General features: G+C 71.0%; 16 protein-coding genes and 1 pseudogene. 12 read left to right on the top strand and 5 right to left on the bottom strand.

What is annotated here, in order from left to right; translation table 11 throughout:
- The first annotated feature begins 63 nt into the window (after window positions 1-63).
- Complete coding sequence (locus PGN23_RS04490) at window positions 64-1,554, top strand: HWE histidine kinase domain-containing protein (RefSeq protein ID WP_335301630.1); 1,491 nt, start codon at window positions 64-66, stop codon at window positions 1,552-1,554.
- Between the two features lie 274 nt (window positions 1,555-1,828).
- Here the strand turns inward: PGN23_RS04490 and PGN23_RS04485 are convergent, their stop codons facing one another.
- The 5 genes from PGN23_RS04485 to PGN23_RS04465 form a co-directional block, all read right to left on the bottom strand.
- Window positions 1,829-3,721, bottom strand: coding sequence for a CocE/NonD family hydrolase (locus tag PGN23_RS04485; protein ID WP_335301629.1), 1,893 nt, complete (start codon window positions 3,719-3,721; stop codon window positions 1,829-1,831).
- Between the two features lie 46 nt (window positions 3,722-3,767).
- Window positions 3,768-4,376, bottom strand: coding sequence for a 5'-methylthioadenosine/S-adenosylhomocysteine nucleosidase (locus PGN23_RS04480; RefSeq protein ID WP_335301628.1), 609 nt, complete (start codon window positions 4,374-4,376; stop codon window positions 3,768-3,770).
- A complete protein-coding gene (locus tag PGN23_RS04475; RefSeq protein ID WP_335301627.1) occupies window positions 4,376-5,296 on the bottom strand; it encodes an ArsR family transcriptional regulator in 921 nt (306 codons plus the stop codon). Before PGN23_RS04475 ends, PGN23_RS04480 begins: the two co-directional genes overlap by 1 nt.
- A 131-nt stretch (window positions 5,297-5,427) precedes the next feature.
- Entirely contained in the window at window positions 5,428-6,765 is a 1,338-nt protein-coding gene (locus PGN23_RS04470; RefSeq protein WP_335301626.1) for an NAD(P)/FAD-dependent oxidoreductase, read from the bottom strand.
- 27 nt (window positions 6,766-6,792) lie between these two features.
- Window positions 6,793-8,247, bottom strand: coding sequence for an aldehyde dehydrogenase family protein (locus PGN23_RS04465; protein WP_335301625.1), 1,455 nt, complete (start codon window positions 8,245-8,247; stop codon window positions 6,793-6,795).
- A gap of 291 nt (window positions 8,248-8,538) precedes the next feature.
- Here PGN23_RS04465 and PGN23_RS04460 point away from each other — a divergent pair, with 291 nt between their 5' ends.
- The 11 genes and pseudogenes from PGN23_RS04460 to PGN23_RS04410 all read left to right on the top strand — a co-directional run bounded on the left by PGN23_RS04460 (window position 8,539) and on the right by PGN23_RS04410 (window position 20,393).
- Window positions 8,539-9,747: a DUF1624 domain-containing protein gene (locus tag PGN23_RS04460; RefSeq protein WP_335301624.1), complete on the top strand. Its 1,209-nt coding sequence runs from the start codon at window positions 8,539-8,541 to the stop codon at window positions 9,745-9,747.
- On the top strand, window positions 9,747-10,598 hold the full coding sequence (locus tag PGN23_RS04455) for a GNAT family N-acetyltransferase (protein WP_335301623.1): 852 nt from the start codon (window positions 9,747-9,749) through the stop codon (window positions 10,596-10,598). The genes PGN23_RS04460 and PGN23_RS04455 overlap by 1 nt, the downstream gene beginning before the upstream one ends.
- 19 nt (window positions 10,599-10,617) lie before the next feature.
- Complete coding sequence (locus PGN23_RS04450) at window positions 10,618-11,799, top strand: alanine racemase (RefSeq protein WP_335301622.1); 1,182 nt, start codon at window positions 10,618-10,620, stop codon at window positions 11,797-11,799.
- A 2-nt stretch (window positions 11,800-11,801) separates the two neighbouring features.
- Window positions 11,802-12,185 (top strand): RidA family protein, encoded by a 384-nt coding sequence (locus PGN23_RS04445; protein WP_335301621.1) that lies wholly within the window; start codon window positions 11,802-11,804, stop codon window positions 12,183-12,185.
- A gap of 4 nt (window positions 12,186-12,189) precedes the next feature.
- Window positions 12,190-13,473 (top strand): NAD(P)/FAD-dependent oxidoreductase, encoded by a 1,284-nt coding sequence (locus PGN23_RS04440; protein WP_335301620.1) that lies wholly within the window; start codon window positions 12,190-12,192, stop codon window positions 13,471-13,473.
- Between the two features lie 127 nt (window positions 13,474-13,600).
- Window positions 13,601-15,421: pseudogene (locus tag PGN23_RS04435) on the top strand (ABC transporter substrate-binding protein); the annotation flags it as partial.
- A 295-nt stretch (window positions 15,422-15,716) separates the two neighbouring features.
- Complete coding sequence (locus tag PGN23_RS04430) at window positions 15,717-16,121, top strand: ABC transporter permease (protein WP_335302081.1); 405 nt, start codon at window positions 15,717-15,719, stop codon at window positions 16,119-16,121.
- Between the two features lie 156 nt (window positions 16,122-16,277).
- A complete protein-coding gene (locus PGN23_RS04425) occupies window positions 16,278-16,946 on the top strand; it encodes an ABC transporter permease (protein ID WP_443019719.1) in 669 nt (222 codons plus the stop codon).
- Window positions 16,943-18,730 carry an ABC transporter ATP-binding protein gene (locus PGN23_RS04420; RefSeq protein WP_335301618.1) on the top strand — a complete coding sequence of 596 codons (1,788 nt, stop codon included), beginning with the start codon at window positions 16,943-16,945 and terminating at the stop codon, window positions 18,728-18,730. The genes PGN23_RS04425 and PGN23_RS04420 overlap by 4 nt, the downstream gene beginning before the upstream one ends.
- 31 nt (window positions 18,731-18,761) lie before the next feature.
- A complete protein-coding gene (locus tag PGN23_RS04415) occupies window positions 18,762-19,094 on the top strand; it encodes a hypothetical protein (RefSeq protein ID WP_335301617.1) in 333 nt (110 codons plus the stop codon).
- A 57-nt stretch (window positions 19,095-19,151) separates the two neighbouring features.
- Window positions 19,152-20,393, top strand: coding sequence for a TolC family protein (locus tag PGN23_RS04410; RefSeq protein WP_335301616.1), 1,242 nt, complete (start codon window positions 19,152-19,154; stop codon window positions 20,391-20,393).
- Window position 20,394: the final 1 nt, after the last annotated feature.

Below are 20,394 nucleotides of genomic sequence, written 5' to 3'. Positions count from 1 at the left end.
ACCGCCGATCGGTACGGTCGCGGTACGTTGTCGGAGCTGCCGCAGTGGGTTACCTGACGGACAATGGATCGTCCGCCCCTTCCTCCCGTACCGCTGCATCCATTCGATCCTCCCGCCAGCGCGCGGGCGGCGATCAAGGAATTTGCGCGCCGGCTGGATGCCAGCGACCCGATCCTGGCGGCGTTCGACCTCAGCCTGACGCCGATGGTCGTCAGCGACCCGACGCTGCCCGACAATCCCCTCGTCTACGTCAATGCCGCGTTCGAGCGGCTGACCGGCTTCGCCGCGTCGGAGGTGCTCGGGCGCAACTGCCGCTTCATGCAGGGGCCGCTGACCGACCCGGCCGATGTCGAGCGCCTGCGCGACGCGATCCGCCGCCGCGAGCGGATCGAGATCGACCTGCTCAACCACCGCCGCGACGGCACGCCCTTCTGGAACCGGCTGATGGTCGCGCCGGTGTTCGACGCTGCGGGCGGCTTGCGCTGGTTCGTCGCGGCGCAGCTGGACGTCACGATCGAGCGCCACCGTGTCGCGCAATTGCAGCAGGATCGCGCGACGCTGGAGGCGGAACTCGCCGACCGCGAGGCGAAGCTGGCCGAGCGCGAGCTGCGGCTGACGATGGCGCTGGAGGCCGGCGGGCTCGGCACGTGGTCGTTCGATCCCGACACCGGGCATCTCAGCGCCTCGGACGGGTGCAAGAAGACGTTCGGCCGTCCGCTCGCCGAGCCCTTCACCTATGAAGAACTGGTGTCGTGCATCCATCCCGACGATCTGCCCCGTCAGCAGCGCGCCGTGCACGACACGATCGCGCACGGCACCCCCTATGACATCGAATATCGCATCCTGACCCCTGCGGGCGAGCAGCGGTGGGTGCATGTGCAGGGGGCGATGCAATTCCGGGCCGACGGCACGCCATTGATGATGTCCGGCTTTTCCACCAACGTGTCGTCGCGCAAGTTCGCGGAGGAACACCGCGCGGTGCTGGCGCGCGAGCTGACGCACCGGGTGAAGAACACGCTCGCCACCGTGGGGGCCGTGGTCGGCCAGACGCTGCGCGACGCCGCCTCGCTGGACGATGCGAAGCGGACGGTGGCGGGGCGCATCGCCAGCCTGGGGACCGCGCACGAACTGCTGGTGCAGGACGAACTGGAAGGCGCCGCGATCGGCGACATCGTCGAGCGGGTGCTGGCGCCGTTCATCGATCGCAACGGGCAGCGGTTCGTGGTCGACGGTCCGCCGATCCGGCTCACCCCCGAATTGACGCTGGCCTTGTCGATGGCGCTCTACGAACTGGCGACCAACGCGATCAAATACGGCGCCCTGTCGACGCCGGAGGGGGTGGTGACGATCCGCTGGGCGCTGACCGGCAGCGAAAGCGCGCGCCGCTTCCTGTTCTCCTGGGTGGAGGCGGGCGGCCCCGCGGTCGTGCCGCCGACCCGCACCGGCTTCGGCACGCGGATGATCGAGCGCGTCCTGTCCCACCACGTCGACGGCCGCGCCGCCATCGCCTACCCGCCGGAGGGCGTGCGGTTCGAGATCGAGGCGCCGGTGTGACGTTCCGGCGCGCGTCACCCCGGACTTGATCGAGATCTCTGCGAAAGCCGTGGATCGCTTGACAATTTCGCCGTTCCCCGGCGAAGGCCGGGGCCCAGTTGGCGTGGCTTTTCCATCTGTTACCACCGTACCCCAGCTGGGCCCCGGCCTTCGCCGGGGAACAAGGAACTAGCTAACTTTCGCAAAGGTCTCGACTTGATCCGGGGCGCCGCTCCTTTTCAGGGACGGGCGGGATAGAGCGGGACCCCGGGTCATGCCCGGGGTGACGAAAGGATCAATCCGCCGCCACCGGCAGCCACACCGCGCTTGCCGCATCCCCGCCCCAGCGGATCGTCTGCGTCGCCTTCACGTAATCCCCGGGCTTCGCCGCCATGATCGAGGGCACCCACGACTGCGGATTGCGATCGTAGAGCGGGAACAGCGACGATTGCACCTGCACCATGATGCGGTGCCCCGGCTTGAACACATGGTCCGCATTGGGCAGCGACCAGCCGAAGGCATAGGTCCTGCCCGGCTCCAGCGGCGCCGGGGTGGCGAAACCGTTGACGTAACGCCCGCGGAAAATCTCGATCCCCACCCCCAGCTGATACCCCGCCATCGTCGGATCGGCGGCATATTCCTCGGGATAGACGTCGATCAGCTTGACGACGAAGTCGCCGTCGCGCCCGGTCGTCGCGGCGTGCAGGTCGACCCGCGGCGCGCCCTTGATATGCACGGCCCTGTTCAGCACCGGGGTGGTGTAGCTCAGCACGTCGGGGCGCCCGTCGACGAAGCGCTGGTCGCGCACCAGCCACGTGCGCCATTCGTCGCCCGACAGCTTGATCGGTCGCGGCAGCATCGGCACCGGCTTGGCGGGGTCGGAGACGTAGCTGTCGCTCCCCGCCGCGGGCTTCGTCCACGACAGCGTCGCGCCGCCCGCCAGGTACAGCGGCGTCGGCGTGCCTGCCGGCCACGTCGCCGACGTCTCCCACCGATCCGCGCCGGTGGCATAGGTGAAGACGCCGGCGGGCGCGCACGGCGGCGGCGCCACCGTCTTCAGCCGGCAATCGAGGAACGGCTTCATCAGCCGGTCGCGGAACTGCCGGCCCGTATCGCCCTCGAACTTCAGCGCGCCGAGTTGCCGGCCGTCGCTCATGTTCTGTCCGTGGAACCACGGCCCGATCACCAGGCTGACCGGCGCGTTCGGCCGCCCCGATCCCATCAGCGCGCGATACACCGCGGGCGCGCCATAGCTGTCCTCCTGGTCCCACTGCCCGACGACCAGCATCGTCGGCACCGTCAGCGTCCGCGCCGCCAGCAGCTTGTCGACCGCCTGCCCCTGCCACCACGCATCGTAGGCCGGACGCTCCAGCACCTTGCGCACCACCGGCAGCGCGGTCAGCCCGTAGGCATGGGCATAGTCGTAGGCGGACCCGGCGGCGAGATAGGCGGCATAATCGTCGCCCGTCCCCTTGGGCACCTCGCCCGCGCCCTTCCCCACCGTCTGCTCCAGGTCGTAGTCGAAGCCGAAGGTGCGGAACGCGCCGTTGTGGAACCAGTCGTCCCCGATCCAGCCGTCGACCATCGGGCTGGACGGCACCGCCGCCTTCAGCGCCGGGTGCGGATCGATCATCGCCATCAGCGTGGTGAAGCCGTCATAGGACACGCCGGTCACGCCGACGCGCCCGTTGCTCTCCTTCACGTTCTTCACCAGCCAGTCGATCGTGTCGTAGGCGTCGGTGGCGTGGTCGACCTTCGTCGGGTTGAGCGGCCCGCGCAGCGGCCGGTTCATGACATAGTCGCCTTCCGAATGATGCTGCCCGCGCACGTCCTGATAGACGCGGATGTAGCCGTCCTCGACGAAGGGGACGTCGCCGACGCGGACGATCTCGCTCAGCTTCTGGCTGCGCTTGCGACTGGTGCTCGCATCGGCATCGTACGGCGTGCGCGTCAGCAGGATCGGCGCGTCGGTCGTGCCCTTCCGGAAGACGATGACGGTGTACAGCTTCGTCCCGTCGCGCATCGGGATCATCACCGTGCGCCGCACGAAATCCGCCTGCGGGCGGACCCAGTCATATTGCTTCACCCGCTCGTCGAGCATCGTCGGCGTCTGCTGCGCCGCCAGCGGCGGGGCGCGGGTGGCGGCGAGAGCGAGCGGCAGGAGCGCGAGGCGGGCAAGCATGGTCATGGCGCGCAGCGTGGGCCGCACCCCGCGCACCGTCAAGACGCCAGGCCTAGACCCGCGACAGCGCGTCCACCGCCTGCGCCAGCCGCGCGTCCAGCACGCCGAGCAGCGCGGTCCAGTCCGACAGCCCCGCGATCGCGTCCGGCCCGTCCGACACGCCGCGCAGCCCGATCACCGGCACCGCGAACCGGGACGCCGCGCGCACCACCGCAAAGGTTTCCATATCGACCAGATCGGCGTGGATCGCGTCGTAGCGCGTGCCCGAGACGATGTCGGCGCCCGTCGACAGCGTCGCGACCGGCACGTTCGGTAGTGGCGTGGGCAGCGAAATGCGCGCCGGATGATCGCAAAACGGCGTCACCCCGCGTTCGAAACCCAGCGCGGAGGCGTCCATGTCGCGCCACGAGACGCTTTCCACCTGATAGACCTGCCCCAGCGTGCACCGCCGCGAGCCCGCCGACCCCAGCGATACGATCCGCTCCGGCAGCCCGCCCGCCGCGGCGCAGGCCGCCAGGCACGCGGTCGTCCCGATCGCCGCCTCGATCGGGCCCACGCCCGTGACCAGCGGGCGGCACCGGGCGCGCAGCTGCGGGCCGTATTCGTGCTCGGTCGCCATCACGAACAGCGTCCGCCGCCCGCCGATCGTCGCGGTCTCCATCACGCCACGCGTGCCGCGGGCCGCGCGAGCGCCGCCAGCGTGCCGAGCAACTGGTCGAAATGCGCCGTGATCCGGCGGTTGTTGGCCAGATGCTCGGGCGTCCGCAGCATCCGCCCCGGCACGATCACCCCGCGCGCGCCGCGGAGCACCACTCCCGCCTCCTCCAGCGCGGCGACGCGGCGGCGCACCGTCTCGAACGGGATGTCCAGTTCCTGCGCCAGCGCCCGCACCGATACCGGCTTGCGCAAATCGTCGGGCGGCGGCGAGTCGTCCGTTCCGTAGCGCGCCGCCAGCCCCGGGTCGGCCGTGATCGCACGGACGTTCGCCGCCACGATCGCCGCGACGATCCCGCCGGGCAGGAAGCCGTCGTAGTTCGTCGTGAACGTCTCCAGCACGCGCAGCGCGAACGTCTGGATCGCCCGTTCGACCACGCCCGCCGGCACGATGTCGAACACCCACGGCGACCATGACCGTGCGGGTGCATATCCCGCCTGCGCCAGGGCCTCGATCATGCGGGACAGATCGGCGACGTCCGCCTCCGCGAAGGCCAGCAGCCGCGGATCTCGACGAAAGGCATCGGTCACCACGAAGCCCCGTGCATGCCGCTCGACCAGCCCCGCGGCGACCAGATCGGCGGCGTGGCGGCGCACGGTGGTGAGCGGGATGCCCATCGAATGCGCGATCGCGCTGCCGCTGACCGGCCGGGCCAGCCTCTCTCGGGCTTCGGCCCCGACTCCGGCCCCGCCGATCGGCAGCCATTCGCCGTCGTCGCGGCGATACGGCAGATGCTGCATCCCCGCGCTGATGATGACGGCATGAATGAACGCGGTCAGCGGGCCGACGCCGAGCAACGCGCCCCAGCGCCGGCCGCGCGCGGACAGCAGCTCGCTGACCTGTCGCGCCACCAGCCGGGTCGGCACCCGCTCGTCATCGCCCGGCCGTTCGATCGCTGCTGCCCCCCGGCTATTCCGGACGGGGCGAAACCACACGCCGCCCGCCTTCGTCAAGGCCGGCGGGCGTGGCCGGCGATGGCGCAGGCGATCAAGACCCCCTAGAATTCGGCGACCTTGCCCCATGCCGACGACTGGAAACGATCCGGATGATAGGGCTTGGGATCGACGATCGGCGCGGCGCCGCTGACGAGATCGGCGATCAGATGGCCCGCACCGGGGCCGATGCCGAACCCGTGCCCGCTGAACCCCGCCGCCAGGATCACGCCCGGTATGGCGTCGAGCGCGCCGATCCCCGGAACGCCGTCCGGCGTGCTGTCGACGAAGCCCGCCCAGCTGGCGACGATCGGGCGCGACCCCAGTTCGGGAACGAGGTCGACGGCGCGCCTGTGCGTTTTCCTGACCGAGGCGGCATCGGGCGTCGGGTCCAGTATCCGCATCCGCTCCATCGGCGTCTCGCGGTCCAGCCGCCACTTCGACAGCGTCTCGTGGCCGGAGGTCACGCCCTGCAGCCCGCCGATCTTCAGCTTGCGCCAGCGCTTCAGGAACATCGGCATGAACTGCGCGGAGAAGCGCAGGAACTGCGGCGTCGGGTCGACGCAGGCCGCGCCGCTGATCGCGAGCGCATAATGGCCGTTCGACCGCCGCGTCATCGCGACGTTGGCATGGCCGTCGGACGTGTAGAGCGCGGCCGGGATCGCGCTGTTGTCGCCCGCACCGACCTGCAAAGCGGTCTGCCGGATCGACGCCTGCGGGAAGCGGACGCCATATTGATGGCAGAAGGACGAGGCCCAGGCGCCGTTCGCCAGCACGACGTTGGTGGTGCGGATCGTCCCGCTTTCTGTGACCACGCCCGCGACGCGCCCGCCCTGCAATTCCAGCCCGCGCACCGCGCAATTCTGCATCACGGTGCCGCCCAGCTTCATGATCGCGCGCGCCACCGCGGGCGCGGCGATCGACGGATCGGCGGAGCCGTCGGTCGGCGAATAGACGCCGCCCTTCCACTGCCGCCCGGTCGCGCGGCCCTTCTCCAGCGTGTCGGCTGCGGACAGCATGTACGTCTCGACGCCCTCGCTCTTCGCGAAACTGCCCCAGCTGGCCCAGGTGTCGATCTCTTCCTGGTTGTTGCTGAGATAGACGAGGCCGCAGCGGTGGAACCCGGTCTGCTCGCCCGTCTCGCGCCCGAATGCCTCCCACAGGTCGATCGCCGCGCGCGCCATCGGCAGTTCGCGCGCGTCGCGGTTCTGCTGGCGGCACCAGCCCCAGTTGCGGCTCGACTGCTCGCCGCCGACGATCCCCTTCTCGACCAGCGCGACCGTCATCCCGCGCCGGGCGAGGTAATAGGCGGTGAAGCAGCCGACGATCCCGCCGCCGACGACGACGACGTCCGCGGACGCCGGCAGCACCGGCGACGAAGTGAGGCGGTCGAGAGGCGGCATGAGCGGAAACTCCGAACGAGCAGAAGATCAGTAACCGAGGATGGCCTTGGTCTCGAGATATTCCTCGAACCCGTGGACGCCGTATTCGCGTCCGTTGCCCGAGGTCTTGTAACCGCCGAAGGGCGCGTGCGCGGTCCAGGCGGGATAGTTGATGAGGACCTGTCCGGTGCGGATGCGGCGGGCGACGCGCCGCGCGCGCTCCCGGTCGCCAGACTGGACGTGCCCGCCCAGGCCGTAGGGGGTGTCGTTGGCGATCCGGATCGCCTCCTCCTCGTCCGCATACGGCATGATGCACAGCACGGGGCCGAAGATCTCCTCGCGCGCGATCCGCATGTCCGGGGTCACGCCGGAGAAGATCGTCGGACGCACGAAGAAGCCGTGCTCCAGCCCCGCGGGCGGCGACGCGCCGCCGCAGATCATCCGGGCCCCGTCCGCTTCGCCCGCGGCGATCATCGCCAGCACGCGGCCATGCTGCGCGGCGTTGGCGATCGGCCCCATCGTCGTCGCCTCGTCGCGCGGATCGCCGAGCACGAAGGCCTCGGCCGCCGCCTTGGCCAGCGCCTCGACCTCCGCCAGCCGATGCACCGGGACCAGCATCCGCGTCGGTGCGCTGCACGACTGGCCGGTGTTGCGCATCCCCGACTGGACGCCCTTCGCGACGGCCGTCGCGAAATCGGCATCGTCCAGGAAGACGTTGGGCGACTTGCCGCCCAGTTCCTGCACCACCCGCTTGACCGTGACCGCCCCCGCCTGCGCCACCAGCACGCCCGCGCGGGTCGACCCGGTGATCGAGATCATGTCGACCTGCGGGTGCGCCGACAGGCCCGCACCCACCACCTCGCCGGTACCGTTGACCAGATTGAACACGCCCGCCGGGGTCCCCGCATCGTGCATCAGCTGCGCGAAGAGCAGCGCGCTGAGCGGCGACAGCTCGCTGGGCTTGAGCACGACGGTGCACCCCGCCGCGATCGCCGGCGCCACCTTCGCGGTGATCTGATACAGCGGCCAGTTCCACGGCGTGATGAGCGCGCAGACGCCGATCGGCTCCTTCACCACCGCATAGCCGGCCTCCTCGCGGGTGAAGGCATAGCGCTCCAGCACCTCGATCGCGGCGCGCACGTGCGCGATCGCGAAGGGCACCTGCGACGCGCGCGCGAACGCGATCGGCGCCCCCATCTCGATCGACAGCGCCTGCGCGAAGGTCTCGGCGCGCGCCTCCAGCAGGTCCAGCATCCGCGTCAGCAGCGCGAGCCGTTCCGCCACCGGCGTCTGCGAGAAGGCGTCGAACGCGCGCCGCGCCGCCGTGACCGCCAGATCGACGTCCCCGGCGGTGCCGGCCGCCACCGCGCCGATCGTCGCGCCGGTCGCGGGGTCCACCACGGGCAGCCGCTGCGCGTCCGCGCGCTCGTCCCACCGCCCGTCGATATAGACGCATGACATGCCGTCGACGTGCATCGCCACCCCCGCTGGATCGGCCGCCATCGGCCTCGCTCTTGCGTACTCCGGTCTAGCCCAGCCGATCGAAAGACCCTTTCGAAGACTCCCCGCCCGCGGGTCGATGATGCCGTTTCCCGCCACGGCCAGCGCGGATCATGCCGCCCGCAGGTGCCGCCGCTCCGCAAACGGCCGGCAGCGGCCCGAGGAAGCGGAATCTTATCCCGTGACCTATGGAAGACACGGCATCGCGACGCACGATCCCGTGAAAAGTCGATACATGGTGCCAGTTCGATGCGATCAAGATGATCGTCGTTGGTGAACCGAAGGGGGGACCTTATGGGTGGGAGTGCATCGATCGCCGCGGGATCGATCCCGATCGGGATCGCACCGCCGCGCGAAACGCCGGTCGCACGCGTCCGGTTGCAGAACATCGATGCGCTGCGCGGGTTCGTGATGGTGCTCATGCTGCTGGACCACCTGCGCGAGACGTGGTTCGTCTATTACACCGTCCTCGATCCGGTCGACGCGCGCACGATCATCCCCGCGCTCGGCTTCGCCCGCTTCGCCGCCAGCTTCTGCGCGCCCATCTTCGTCGCGCTGACCGGGCTGGGCGCCTATATGTTCAGCATCAGCCATTCGTCCGAGGAAACCACCGCCTTCCTCGTGAAGCGCGGGTTGATCCTGATGGCGATGGAGCTGTTCCTGCTCTCCCCGCTCTATTGGGGAATCGTGCCGCAGCCGACCTTCTGGTTGCAGGTGATCTGGTGCATCGGCCTGTGCATGATCGCGCTGGCGGCGCTGCGCCACCTGCCGCGCCCCGTGCTGATCGGCATCGGCCTCGCGCTGGTGTGCCTGCACAACCTGCTCGACCCGATCCGGCTGACCGCGCAGGATCCGCTCTTCCCGCTGTGGGCGATGATCCACCAGCGCGACACGTTCGCGCTGCCGTTCGGCTTCGTCGCGAAGACGACCTATCCGATCATGCCGTGGCTGGGGGTGATGATGCTCGGCTTCGGCATCGGCCCGTGGTTCCGCCCGGATCGGGATCCGGCGGTGCGCCAGCGCCGGCTGGTGACGCTGGGCGTGTCGATCCTCGTCGGGTTCGTCGCGCTGCGCCTGCTCAACGTCTACGGCGACAAGCCGTGGTTCGTGGTGGAGGGCGACCCCGTCCGCACCGTCCTGAGCTTCATTTCGCTGACCAAATATCCGGCGTCGCTGCTGTTCCTGATGCCGACGCTGGGCGGCGGCCTCCTGCTGCTGGCGCTGTTCGAGCGGATCAACGCGTCGAAGCTGATCGGCGCGCTGGCGGTGTTCGGCGGCGCGCCGATGTTCTTCTACATCTTCCACCTCGCCGTCCTGCGCATCTTCTATCACAGCGCGCTGGCGATCTGGGGCCCCAACCACGGTTCGTTCATCGGCGTCGACAATTACAACTGGATCCTGGTCTGGTACGTCGCGCTGATCGTGCCGCTCTACTTCCCGACCGCGTGGTTCTCGCGGCTGAAGCGCCGCCGCCGCGACATCGCCTGGCTGAAGTATTTCTGATGGCCATGCTCGCCCCCTCCGTGGCGATCACCGCGTTCCGCGACGACCACCTGCCGCAGGGCCTTGCGCTGACCCGGGCGCTGCGCTGGCCCTACCGGCTGGAGGACTGGGCGTTCGCGCACCGGCTGGGGCGCGGCTATGCGGTCGAGCTGGACGATTGCCTCGCCGGCACCGCCTTCTGGTGGCCGTATGGCGAGGATTACGCCTCCCTGGGGATGATCGTCGTCGCCCAGGAAGCGCAGCGGCGCGGCATCGGCGCGGCGATGATGGACGCGATGCTGGCCGACACGGGGACACGCTCGCTGTTCCTCGCCTCGACCGTCGCCGGGCGCGCGCTGTACGAACGGCTGGGCTTTGTCGAGGTCGACACCATCCACCAGCATCAGGCGGTGCTGACCGCCGCGCCCGCCCCCGTCGCCGTCGATGCGACCGTGCGCGCGGCGACCGCCGACGACCTGTCCGCGATCCACGCGCTCGACCGCGATGCGGCGGGAATGGAGCGCGGCGCGCTGCTCGGCGCGTTGCTGCCGACCGCGGATGTGGTGGTGGCGGAGCGCGGCGGCCGCGTGATCGGCTACGGCGCCGTCCGCACCTGGGGCCGCGGAGTGGTGGTCGGCCCGGTCGCGGCATCCGATGCCGACGTCGCCCGTGCGCTGATCGCGGCGCTCGCCCGGGCGCATATCGGCATCTTCGTCCGGATCGACACCGCCGTCTCGACCGGGCTGTCGCCGTGGCTGGAGTCGCTAGGCCTGCCGCATGTCGACGATGCGGTGGCGATGGTTCGCGGCACGCCGCCGCCCCCCGGTCGCGACGCCCGCCTCTACGCGCTGTCGAACCAGTCGCTCGGCTGAAGAGCGAAGGACCCCGTCGATGCTCGACACCCCGACCCGACCCGACACCGCCGCCCCCGCCGCCGCCGTTGCGCTGGCGGACCTGGAAACCCCCGCGCTGCTGCTCGACCTCGGCCGGTTCGACCGCAACGTGGCGCGGCTGCGCGCGCACCTCGCCCCGCTGGACGTGACGCTGCGCCCGCACGTGAAGACCGCCAAGTCGATCGACCTCGCCCGCCGCCTATTCCCGCAGGGCGGCGGCGCGATCACCGTCTCGACGCTGGCGGAGGCCGAATATTTCGCCGATGGCGGCATCACCGACATCACCTACGCCGTCGGGCTGTCGCCCGATAGGATCGCCCGCGCCCGTGCGCTGGTCGCGCGCGGCGTCGCGCTCGACGTGCTGATCGACTCGGTCGAACAGGCGCGGGCACTGGCCGATGCCGCCGCGGACGGCGCGGCGATGCCGGGCGTTCTGATCGAGATCGACTGCGACGGGCACCGCGGCGGGCTGCTCCCCGACGACCGCACGATCGTCGCCATCGCCGACGTACTGGCCGCGGGCGGCGTCGCCCTTCGCGGCGTGCTGACCCATGCCGGCGAATCCTACAACGCGCGCGGCGGCGTCGGCCTGCCCGAGATGGCGGAGGCCGAGCGCGCCGCCGCGGTCGCTGCCGCCGGGCTGCTGCGCGCCGGCGGCCATGCCTGCCCCGTGGTCAGCGTCGGCTCCACCCCGACCGCGCATTTCGCGCGCGATCTGACCGGCGTGACCGAGGTGCGCGCGGGGGTGTTCATGTTCTTCGACCTGGTCATGCACGGCATCGGCGTGTGCGCGGTGGACGATATCGCGGTGTCGGTGCTCGCGACCGTCATCGGGCACCGCGTGGACAAGGGCTGGATCCTGACCGACGCCGGCTGGATGGCGATGTCGCGCGACCGCGGCACCGCGAAGCATCCGGTCGATCAGGGTTATGGCCTCGTCTGCGCGCTCGACGGCACGCCCTATCCCGACCTGATCGTCGGCGACGCCAGCCAGGAACACGGCATCCTGACCGTGCGCCCCGGCAGCGGGGCGGCGCTGCCCGACCTGCCCGTCGGCACGCGCGTCCGCGTTCTGCCCAACCACGCCTGCGCCACCAGCGCCCAGCACGATCGCTACCACGTGCTCGACGCCGCCGGCACGGGCGTCGCCGCGGTCCTGCCGCGCATCCGGGGATGGTGACGATGACGACGACGACCGATCTCGCCCGCCCCGGCGGCCATTACAGCCATGTCGCGCGGGCCGGCGGGCTGATCTTCACCGCCGGCCAGCTCGGCATCCGCCCCGACGGCTCGCACACCGCCGACCTGCCGTTCGAAGATCAGGTGCGCCAGGCGCTCGCCAACATGCTCGCCGCGGTAAAGGCCGGCGGCGCGGGGCGGGAGGGGATCGCGAAGGTCACCGCCTATATCGTCGGCGTCGACAACTGGCCGCGTTTCGACGCGATCTATGCCGAGGTGATGGGTGACCATCGCCCCGCGCGCACCGTCGTTCCGGTGCCCGAGCTCCACTACGGCTATCTGGTCGAGATCGACGCGATCGCGGCCGCCCCCGGTCAGAAGGGCTGATCCCATGAAGATGCACTCCTATTGGCTCGACACCGCGACGCCCTTCGCCGGTGCGGCACCCGGCGGGCCGGAGGGGACGTGCGACGTCGCGATCGTCGGCGGCGGCTTCACCGGACTGTCCGCCGCGCTGGCGCTGGCGAAGAAGGGCGCCAGCGTCGTCCTGCTGGAGGCGGACCGGGTCGCGGGCCAGGCGTCGGGGCGCAACGGCGGCATGTGCAACAACGGCTTCGCCCAGGATTACGCCGGCATGGTCGGCGCGATCGGCGCGGAGCGTGCCGCCACGCTGTACCAGGCGTTCAACGCCGCGGTCGACAAGGTCGAATCGATCGTGACGGAGGAGGGCATCGACTGTCACTTCCACCGCGTCGGCAAGCTGAAGGTCGCCGCCAAGCCCGAACATTACGACAGGATCGCGCGCTCGCAGGCGCTGCTGGCGGCGGGCCCGGACCCCGACACGCGGATGATCCCGCGCGCCGGGATGCGCGCGGAGATCGGCTCCGACCGCTATTTCGGCGGGATGCTGTACCCGCGCAGCGCCAGCATGCACATGGGCGAGTACGGGCAGGGCCTGGCCGGGGCCGCCGCCCGTCACGGCGCGCGCATCTACCAGAACAATCCGCTCACCCGGCTGAAGCGCATCAGCGGTACGGTGCACGAGGTATCGACCCCGCACGGCAGCGTTCGCGCCAATCAGGTGCTGCTCGCCACCGGCACGTCGCGCGTCGGCCCGCTCGGCTGGTTCCGCCGCCGTCTGGTGCCGGTGGGCGCGTTCCTGATCGCCACCGAGCCGCTGCCGCAGGAGACGCTCGACCGGCTGACCCCGCACCGCCGCAACACTACCGACACGCGCAATTTCGTCACCTATTTCCGCACGCTGCCGGGCAACCGCCTGCTGTTCGGCGGACGCGCCCGCTTCTCCTCGTCGACCGATCCGCGCTCCGATGCGAAGAGCGGCGCGATCCTGCGCCAGTCGATGATCGCGGTTTTCCCGGAGCTGGCCGATACGCGGATCGATTATTGCTGGGGTGGCCTCGTCGACATGACGCAGGACCGGCTGCCGCGCGCGGGCGAGCGCGACGGGGTGTTCTATTCGATGGGCTACAGCGGGCACGGGACGCAGATGGCGACCTATATGGGGTCGATCATGGCGGAGGTGCTGGACGGTCGCGCCGACCTCAACCCGCTGGCCGATCGCGGCGAGTGGAAGGCGGTGCCGGGCTATTTCGGCACGCCGTGGTTCCTGCCGTTCGTCGGCGCCTATTACAAATATCAGGACCTCGTTCGCTGAGGGCCGGCGTGCCGCACGATATGCCGCGGCACGCCCCCGCAAATGCGGCACTCTTCCGCATCCGGCGTGCGAATTGGCAGGGACGTGCGGCATAACCCGCTAGGGTTCACGCGATGAGGGAGCCGCGATGATCGAGACGTTATCCAGCGACATCTCCCGACGTACCCTGCTCGGCGGGCTGGCGGTGGGGCTGGCGACGGGTAGCGCCGAGGCGATCGGCCGCACCCCGCGCATCGGCGGCCGCATCCGCGTGGCGGGCATCACCTCCTCGACCGCCGACACGCTGGACCCGGCCAAGGGCAATACCGCGCTCGACTATATGCGGCATTACATGCTGTACAGCGGGCTGACGCAATATGACGGGCAGCTGCGCGCGCGCCCGGGCCTCGCCGAATCGATCGCGACGCGCGACAACGTCACCTGGCGCATCCGGCTGCGCCGCGGGGTGCATTTCCACGACGGCAAGGCGCTGTCGCCGGACGACGTCGTCCATTCGCTGATGCGCCACCGCGATCCCGCGACCGGGTCCAAGGTGAAGGCGGTCGCCGAGCAGTTCGCGAGCGCGCGCCGCACCGGCCCGCATGAGGTCGAGCTGCGGCTGACCGGCCCCAATCCCGACCTGCCGGTCATCCTGGCGGGCTCCAACTTCCTGATCGTCGAGCACGGGCGCCGCGACTTCAGGGTCGCCAACGGCACCGGCCCGTTCATGCTCGCCGCCTTCGCCCCCGGCATCCGCACCGTCGTGCGCCGCAATCCGAACTACTGGAAGCCCGGCCGCCCCTATCTGGCGGAGATCGAGCTGATCGCGATCCCCGACGAGCTGTCGCGCGTCAACGCGCTCCTGTCGGGCGACGTGCAGGCGGTGCTCGCGGTCAATCCCGGCTCGGTCAAGCGCGTCCGCTCCTCGCCCGCCCATGCGGTGATGGAGACGAAATCGGGTCTCTACACCGACATCATCATGCGGCAGGATCACCCGACCACGGGCAATCCCGATTTCGTGCTCGCGATGAAATACCTGCTCGACCGCGAGCTGATGAAGCGCGCGCTGTACCGCGGCTTCGCCACCGTCGCCAACGACCAGCCGATCTCGCCCGTCGACCCCCATTACAACCCGTCGATCCCGCAGCGCCCGTTCGACCTGGATCGCGCGAAGTTCCACCTGCGCCGCGCCGGCCTCATGGGCACGCGCATCCCGATCTACGTCTCGCCGGCCGCCAACGGGTCGATCGACATGGGCTCGATCCTGCAGGAATATGGCGCGCGGATCGGCCTCAACCTGGCGGTCAACCGCGTGCCCGCCGACGGCTATTGGGCGACGCACTGGATGAAGCACCCGCTGACCGTGGGCAATACCAACCAGCGCCCGACCACCGACCTGATGTTCAGCCTGTTCTTCCAGTCGGATGCCTCGATGAACGAGGCGGGGTGGAAGAATGCGCGCTTCGACAGGTGGCTGCTGGAGGCGCGCGCCACCACCGACGCCGCGCGGCGCAAGGCGATCTACGGCGAGATGCAGTCGCTGGTCCATCACAGGGGCGCGGTCGGCATTCCCGTCTTCATCAGCCTGCTCGACGGCTACGACCGCCGGCTGAAGGGGCTTTCGTCGATCCCGCTGGGGGGGGCTGATGGCCTATACCTTCGGCGAGTACGTATGGTGGGACGCATGAGCGGCGCCACCGCCCCGCGCCCCGCCCTCGGCGGCGCCGCGCGGCTGATCGCGAAGCGCGTCGCCCTGGCGCTGCTCACCCTGCTGCTCGTCTCGGTCGTCATCTTCACGATCAGCGGGCTGTTGCCCGGCGATGCCGCGCAGGAGGTGCTGGGACAGGGCGCCACCCCGGACCAGGTCGCGGCGCTGCGCCACGAAATGGGGTTGGATCGGCCCGGGCCGGTCCGCTACGTCCGCTGGCTCGGCGCGATCGTCGCGGGCGATCCAGGCACCTCGATCGTCGCCAACAAGCCGGTGGCGGAGATCATCTCCGAACGCCTGCCCAACACGCTGACGCTGGCCGCGCTCTCCGCGCTGTTCGCGGTGCCGTTCGCCTTCCTGATCGGCATTTCCGCCGCGATCCGCCGCGGCAGCAAGCTGGACCGCGCGCTCAACGTCCTGACGCTGTCGATGGTCGCGCTGCCCGAGTTTCTGATCGCGACCATCGCGGTGCTGATCCTGTCGGTGAAGCTGCTGTGGCTGCCCGCGATCACTTTGGTGCCGCAGGACCCCACCCCGGCGGCGTTCGCGCGCGCCTATGCCATGCCGGTGCTGGTGCTGGGGGATCGGCGTCATCGCGCAGCTGAGCCGCATGATCCGCGCCGCGATCATCGCCGAGCTCGACCGCCCCTATGTCGAGATGGCGCGGCTGAAGGGCGTCCGGCCGGCCCGGCTGATCGTCCGCCACGTCCTGCCCAATGCGGTCGGCCCCATCGTCAACGCGATGGCGCTCAGCCTGTCCAACCTGTTCGGAGGCGCGATCATCGTGGAGACGATCTTCAGCTATCCCGGCCTCGCCAGCCTGATGGTCAATGCCGTCACCTCGCGCGACATGCCGCTGCTGCAGGCGTGCGCGATGATCTTCTGCGCGACCTACCTGCTGCTCGTGCTGATCGCCGACACGATCGCGATCCTCGCCAACCCGCGACTGCGCCACGGATGAGCCCGGCGAAACTCCTGCGCGCCGCCGCCGCGCTGCCGCTGTCGGGGGAAAGTCGGGCTGGCGCTCGTCACCTTCTGGATTCTCGCGGCGCTGCTGGGCCCGCTGCTCGCCCCCTATTCCCCCGGCGCCTTCGTCAGCGAGGAGGTGTTCGCGCCGATGAGCGGGCGCTTCTGGTTCGGGAGCGACTTTCTGGGGCGCGACGTGCTCAGCCGGCTGCTGATGGGCGCGCGCTTCACGGTGGGGCTGTCGGCGGTCGCGGTGGCGATCGCCGGGTCGCTCGGCACCGGCCTCGCGCTCACCGCCGCGGTCGGCCCGCGCTGGCTCGACGAGCTGCTGGCGCGCGCGATGGACACGCTGATCTCGATCCCCAGCAAGATCTTCGCGCTGGTGCTGGTCGCCGCCTTCGGCTCGTCGCTGGTGCTGCTGACGCTGATCGTCGCGATCACCTACGTCCCCGGCAACTTCCGCATCGCGCGCTCGCTGGCCGTGGGCCTGACGAAGCTCGACTATGTCGAGGTCGCCCGTGCCCGCGGTGAGGGGCGCATCCACCTCGCCCTGGTGGAGATGCTGCCCAACATGATCCGCCCGCTGCTCGCCGACATCGGCCTCCGCTTCGTCTTCGTCGTGCTGCTGCTCTCCGGGCTCAGCTTCCTCGGCCTCGGGCTCCAGCCGCCCGACGCCGATCTGGGGTCGCTGGTGCGCGAGAACGTGTCGGGCCTGGGCGAGGGCGCGCCCGCGATCATGGTCCCCGCGGTCGCGATCGCCAGCCTGACGGTCGGCGTCAACCTGCTGATCGACGCCGCGACGCAGGGGAAGGTGCGATGACCGCGCCACCGCATGTGGACGTACAGGGCCTGTGCGTCACCGTGCGCGGGCCGGAGGGCCGGCCGCTGCGCATCGTCGACGACGTGTCCTTCGCGATCCCGCGGGGCGAGGTACTGGCGCTGATCGGCGAGTCCGGCTCGGGCAAGACGACCATCGCTTTGTCGCTGATGGGCTATGCCCGCGGCGGCGCGGCGATCTCCGGCCATGTCCGCGTCGGCGACGCCACGCTGGACGGCAGCCCCGGCCTGGCGCAGCAGCGCGGCCACCGCATCGCCTATGTCGCGCAGAGCGCCGCCGCCGCGTTCAACCCGTCGCGCCGCATCATTGACCAGGTGATCGAGCCCGCGCTGATCCACCGTACCGCCACCGCCGCGGCGGCGCGCGAGCGCGCGGTCGCGCTGTTCCGCGCGCTGGCGCTCCCCACGCCCGAGACGATCGGCGAGCGCTATCCGCACGAACTGTCGGGCGGGCAGCTCCAGCGGCTGATGGCGGCGATGGCGCTCGTCACCAAACCCGATCTCGTCATCTTCGACGAGCCGACCACCGCGCTGGACGTGACGACGCAGGTCGAGGTGTTGCAGGCCTTCCGCCGCGTCTTCCGCGAGGAAGGCTCGACCGGCGTCTATGTCTCGCACGACCTCGCCGTCGTCGCGCAGGTCGCGGACCATATCCTCGTCCTGCAACGCGGCCGGGTATGCGAGCAGAACCGCGCCGGGACGCTGATCGCGACCCCGGCGGACGACTATACCCGGATGCTGATGGCGGCGGCGCACCCCGTCGTCGCCTCCGCGAAGCCGGTGCCCGGCGACACGTCGCTGCTGACGATCGACGGCGTCTTCGCCGGCTACGGCCCGGTCGATCGCGCCGGGCGCCCGGCCCATCCGGTGCTCAGCGACGTCGGCCTCACCATCGCGCGCGGCGCGGCGGTGGGCGTGATCGGGGAGTCGGGATCGGGCAAGTCGACCGTCGCGCGAGTCGTCGCCGGGCTGCTGGCGCCGACCGCGGGCCGCGTCGTCCTCGACGGCGAGGAACTGGCCCCGACCATCGCCGGCCGCACCCGCGAACAGCTGCGCCGCGTCCAGATCGTCTTCCAGAACGCCGACGTCGCGCTCAATCCCGCGCACAGCGTCCGCGACATCCTGGGCCGCGTGCTGCGCTTCTACCACGGGATGCGCGGTGCGGACATCGACCGCCGCGTCGGCGAGCTGCTCGACCTCACCCGCCTGCCCGCCACCGCGATGCACCGCCGCTGCGACGAACTGTCGGGCGGGCAGAAGCAGCGCGTGAACCTCGCGCGCGCGCTCGCCGCCGATCCGGAAGTGATCCTGTGCGACGAGGTCACCTCCGCGCTCGACACGGTGGTCCGCGGCGCGATCCTCGACCTGCTCGCCGACCTGCGCCGCGACCTGGGGCTGGCGTACCTGTTCATCAGCCACGACATCGCGACGGTGAAGGCGCTGTGCGACGAGATCGTCGTCCTCTACAAGGGCACGCGCGTCGAAAGCGGCGCCAGCGCCACCTACGATGCGGCTCCCTACCATCCCTACACCGACCTGTTGATCGCCTCCGTGCCGGAGATGCGCCGCGGCTGGCTGGCGGACGAGACGCAGCGCGCCGCCATGCCCTTCGCCGATGCGGCGATGACGTCGGAGCTGTGCCGCTTCCTGCCGCGCTGCCCCGTCGCGATCGCCGGCCGGTGCGACACCGCGCCCCCGCCGCTGCGCGCGCTCAGCACCGGCAATGTCGTGCTGTGCCACCGCAGCGAGGCGCAGCTGACGGGGTGACGCCCGCCGCCGCCCGTGATACGCGCCAGCCATGATGCGCATCCTGCTGCCCTATCTGGCGTGCCTCATGCTGCTCCTGACGGGGCTGGCCGGGGCGGCGCATGCGGCGGAGGCGGCGGGCGGTACGCTGGGCGGGGTCAGCTTCTGGGTCCACAGCGACGGCGATGGCGACGAGGTGCCGGCGGATGCCGATTCGGGCGTCGCGCATCATCACGGCGGATGCCATGGCCATGACGCGGGCGCGCCCGTCCACGCCGCGGCCGGCCCCATGCAGGGCGCCGCCGGGGCCTGCGCCGAACCCGATCGCGTCGCGCGACTGGACGGCACCCGCGCCACGATCACGCCGCGCCCTCCACGAGCCTGACGACCCGCCGGGGCGCGCGATCGCGCCCTGACGTCCGTCGTCAGGAGATCCATTGCCATGAAGTCCTTCGTCGCGGCCGTCACGGCCGCTGCGTCCTGCGTCCTCGCGACGCCGGTATCCGCCCAGCTGACGCCCACCTCGTTGACGTTGGACCAGGCGCTCGTCGCGGCGGGCGCCGCCGCCCCCGCCGCCGATGCCGCCACCGCCGCGCTCGCCGCGGCGCAGGCCGCGCGCGACGTCGCCGCCCTGCGCCCCAACCCGCAATTCCAGGCGCAGGTCGAGAATATCGCCGGCAGCGGGGCGTATGCCGGCCTGCGCAGCGCGGAGACGACCATCGGCATCTCGATCCCGCTCGAACTGGGCGGCAAGCGCGGCGCCCGCGTCGCCGCCGCCGATGCCGCGCTGCTGCGCTCGCGCCTGCAAGCCGCCATCGCCGGCGCCGACATCCGCCAGCAGGTGACGCAGCTCTTCGTCGAGGCGGTCGCCGCCGAACGCCGCGCCATGATCGCGACCGACCAGCTGCGCATCGCCGCCGACGCCGCGCGCGTCGCCGGGCTGCGCGTCGAGGCGGGTCGCGCCAGCCCGCTCGAACGCCAGCGCGCCGAGGTGGCACGCCTCAACGCGGAGGCGCAGGTCGAGCGTACCCGCCGCCTCGCCCGGGCCGCCGCGCAGAATCTCGCGCGCCGCATCGGCCGCGATCCCGCGACGCTCGACCTCGCCTGGCTCGATACCCTCCCCCCGGCCGGACCGCCGCGCCCGATCGAGATCGAGCGCACGCTGGCGCTCGCCGCCGCCGACGCCGAGCTCGCGGTCGCCGATGCCGGCGTCCGCCTCGCCCGGTCGCAGCGCGTCCCCGACCTCGCCATCGGCCCCGCGCTGCGCCGCCTGTCGCAGACGGGCGACACCGCCGCGGTCATCAGCGTCGCGATCCCGATTCCCGTCTTCGACACCGGCCGCCGCGCGGTCGAACAGGCCGCGGCCGAGCGCACCCGCGCCGACGCGGAGCGCCGCGCCACCCGCCTCGACGTCGAACAGGCGATCACCGATGCGCAGGCGGAGGCGGACAATGCCGCCGTCACCGCACGCACCGCCAGCGGCCCGGCGCTTGCCGCCGCGCAGGAAGCGGCGCGGATCGCGCGCATCGGCTACCGCGAGGGGAAGTTCGCGCAGCTCGACCTGCTCGATGCCGAACGCACCCTCGCCGAGACCCGCCTCGCCGCGATCGACGCGCTCGCCGCCTATCGCCTCGCCCACGCCCGGCTCCAGCGCCTGACCGCGCCCGCCCCGGAGGGAAACTGAC

The organism is Sphingomonas adhaesiva (assembly GCF_036946125.1).
Taxonomy (GTDB): domain Bacteria; phylum Pseudomonadota; class Alphaproteobacteria; order Sphingomonadales; family Sphingomonadaceae; genus Sphingomonas; species Sphingomonas adhaesiva_A.
The sequence above is the reverse complement of the archived record's forward strand: the minus strand, read 5'-3'. Positions and strand labels throughout refer to the sequence as shown.

Excerpts from the sequence above, each read along its gene's own strand:
- PGN23_RS04490 (WP_335301630.1), top strand. The coding sequence starts at position 64 with ATGGATCGTCCGCCCCTTCCTCCCGTACCGCTGCATCCATTCGATCCT.
- PGN23_RS04485 (WP_335301629.1), bottom strand. The coding sequence starts at position 3,721 with ATGACCATGCTTGCCCGCCTCGCGCTCCTGCCGCTCGCTCTCGCCGCC.
- PGN23_RS04480 (WP_335301628.1), bottom strand. The coding sequence starts at position 4,376 with ATGGAGACCGCGACGATCGGCGGGCGGCGGACGCTGTTCGTGATGGCG.
- PGN23_RS04470 (WP_335301626.1), bottom strand. The coding sequence starts at position 6,765 with ATGCCGCCTCTCGACCGCCTCACTTCGTCGCCGGTGCTGCCGGCGTCC.
- PGN23_RS04465 (WP_335301625.1), bottom strand. The coding sequence starts at position 8,247 with ATGGCGGCCGATCCAGCGGGGGTGGCGATGCACGTCGACGGCATGTCA.
- PGN23_RS04460 (WP_335301624.1), top strand. The coding sequence starts at position 8,539 with ATGGGTGGGAGTGCATCGATCGCCGCGGGATCGATCCCGATCGGGATC.
- PGN23_RS04455 (WP_335301623.1), top strand. The coding sequence starts at position 9,747 with ATGGCCATGCTCGCCCCCTCCGTGGCGATCACCGCGTTCCGCGACGAC.
- PGN23_RS04450 (WP_335301622.1), top strand. The coding sequence starts at position 10,618 with ATGCTCGACACCCCGACCCGACCCGACACCGCCGCCCCCGCCGCCGCC.
- PGN23_RS04445 (WP_335301621.1), top strand. The coding sequence starts at position 11,802 with ATGACGACGACGACCGATCTCGCCCGCCCCGGCGGCCATTACAGCCAT.
- PGN23_RS04440 (WP_335301620.1), top strand. The coding sequence starts at position 12,190 with ATGAAGATGCACTCCTATTGGCTCGACACCGCGACGCCCTTCGCCGGT.
- PGN23_RS04430 (WP_335302081.1), top strand. The coding sequence starts at position 15,717 with ATGCCATGCCGGTGCTGGTGCTGGGGGATCGGCGTCATCGCGCAGCTG.
- PGN23_RS04425 (WP_443019719.1), top strand. The coding sequence starts at position 16,278 with ATGAGCGGGCGCTTCTGGTTCGGGAGCGACTTTCTGGGGCGCGACGTG.
- PGN23_RS04420 (WP_335301618.1), top strand. The coding sequence starts at position 16,943 with ATGACCGCGCCACCGCATGTGGACGTACAGGGCCTGTGCGTCACCGTG.
- PGN23_RS04415 (WP_335301617.1), top strand. The coding sequence starts at position 18,762 with ATGATGCGCATCCTGCTGCCCTATCTGGCGTGCCTCATGCTGCTCCTG.
- PGN23_RS04410 (WP_335301616.1), top strand. The coding sequence starts at position 19,152 with ATGAAGTCCTTCGTCGCGGCCGTCACGGCCGCTGCGTCCTGCGTCCTC.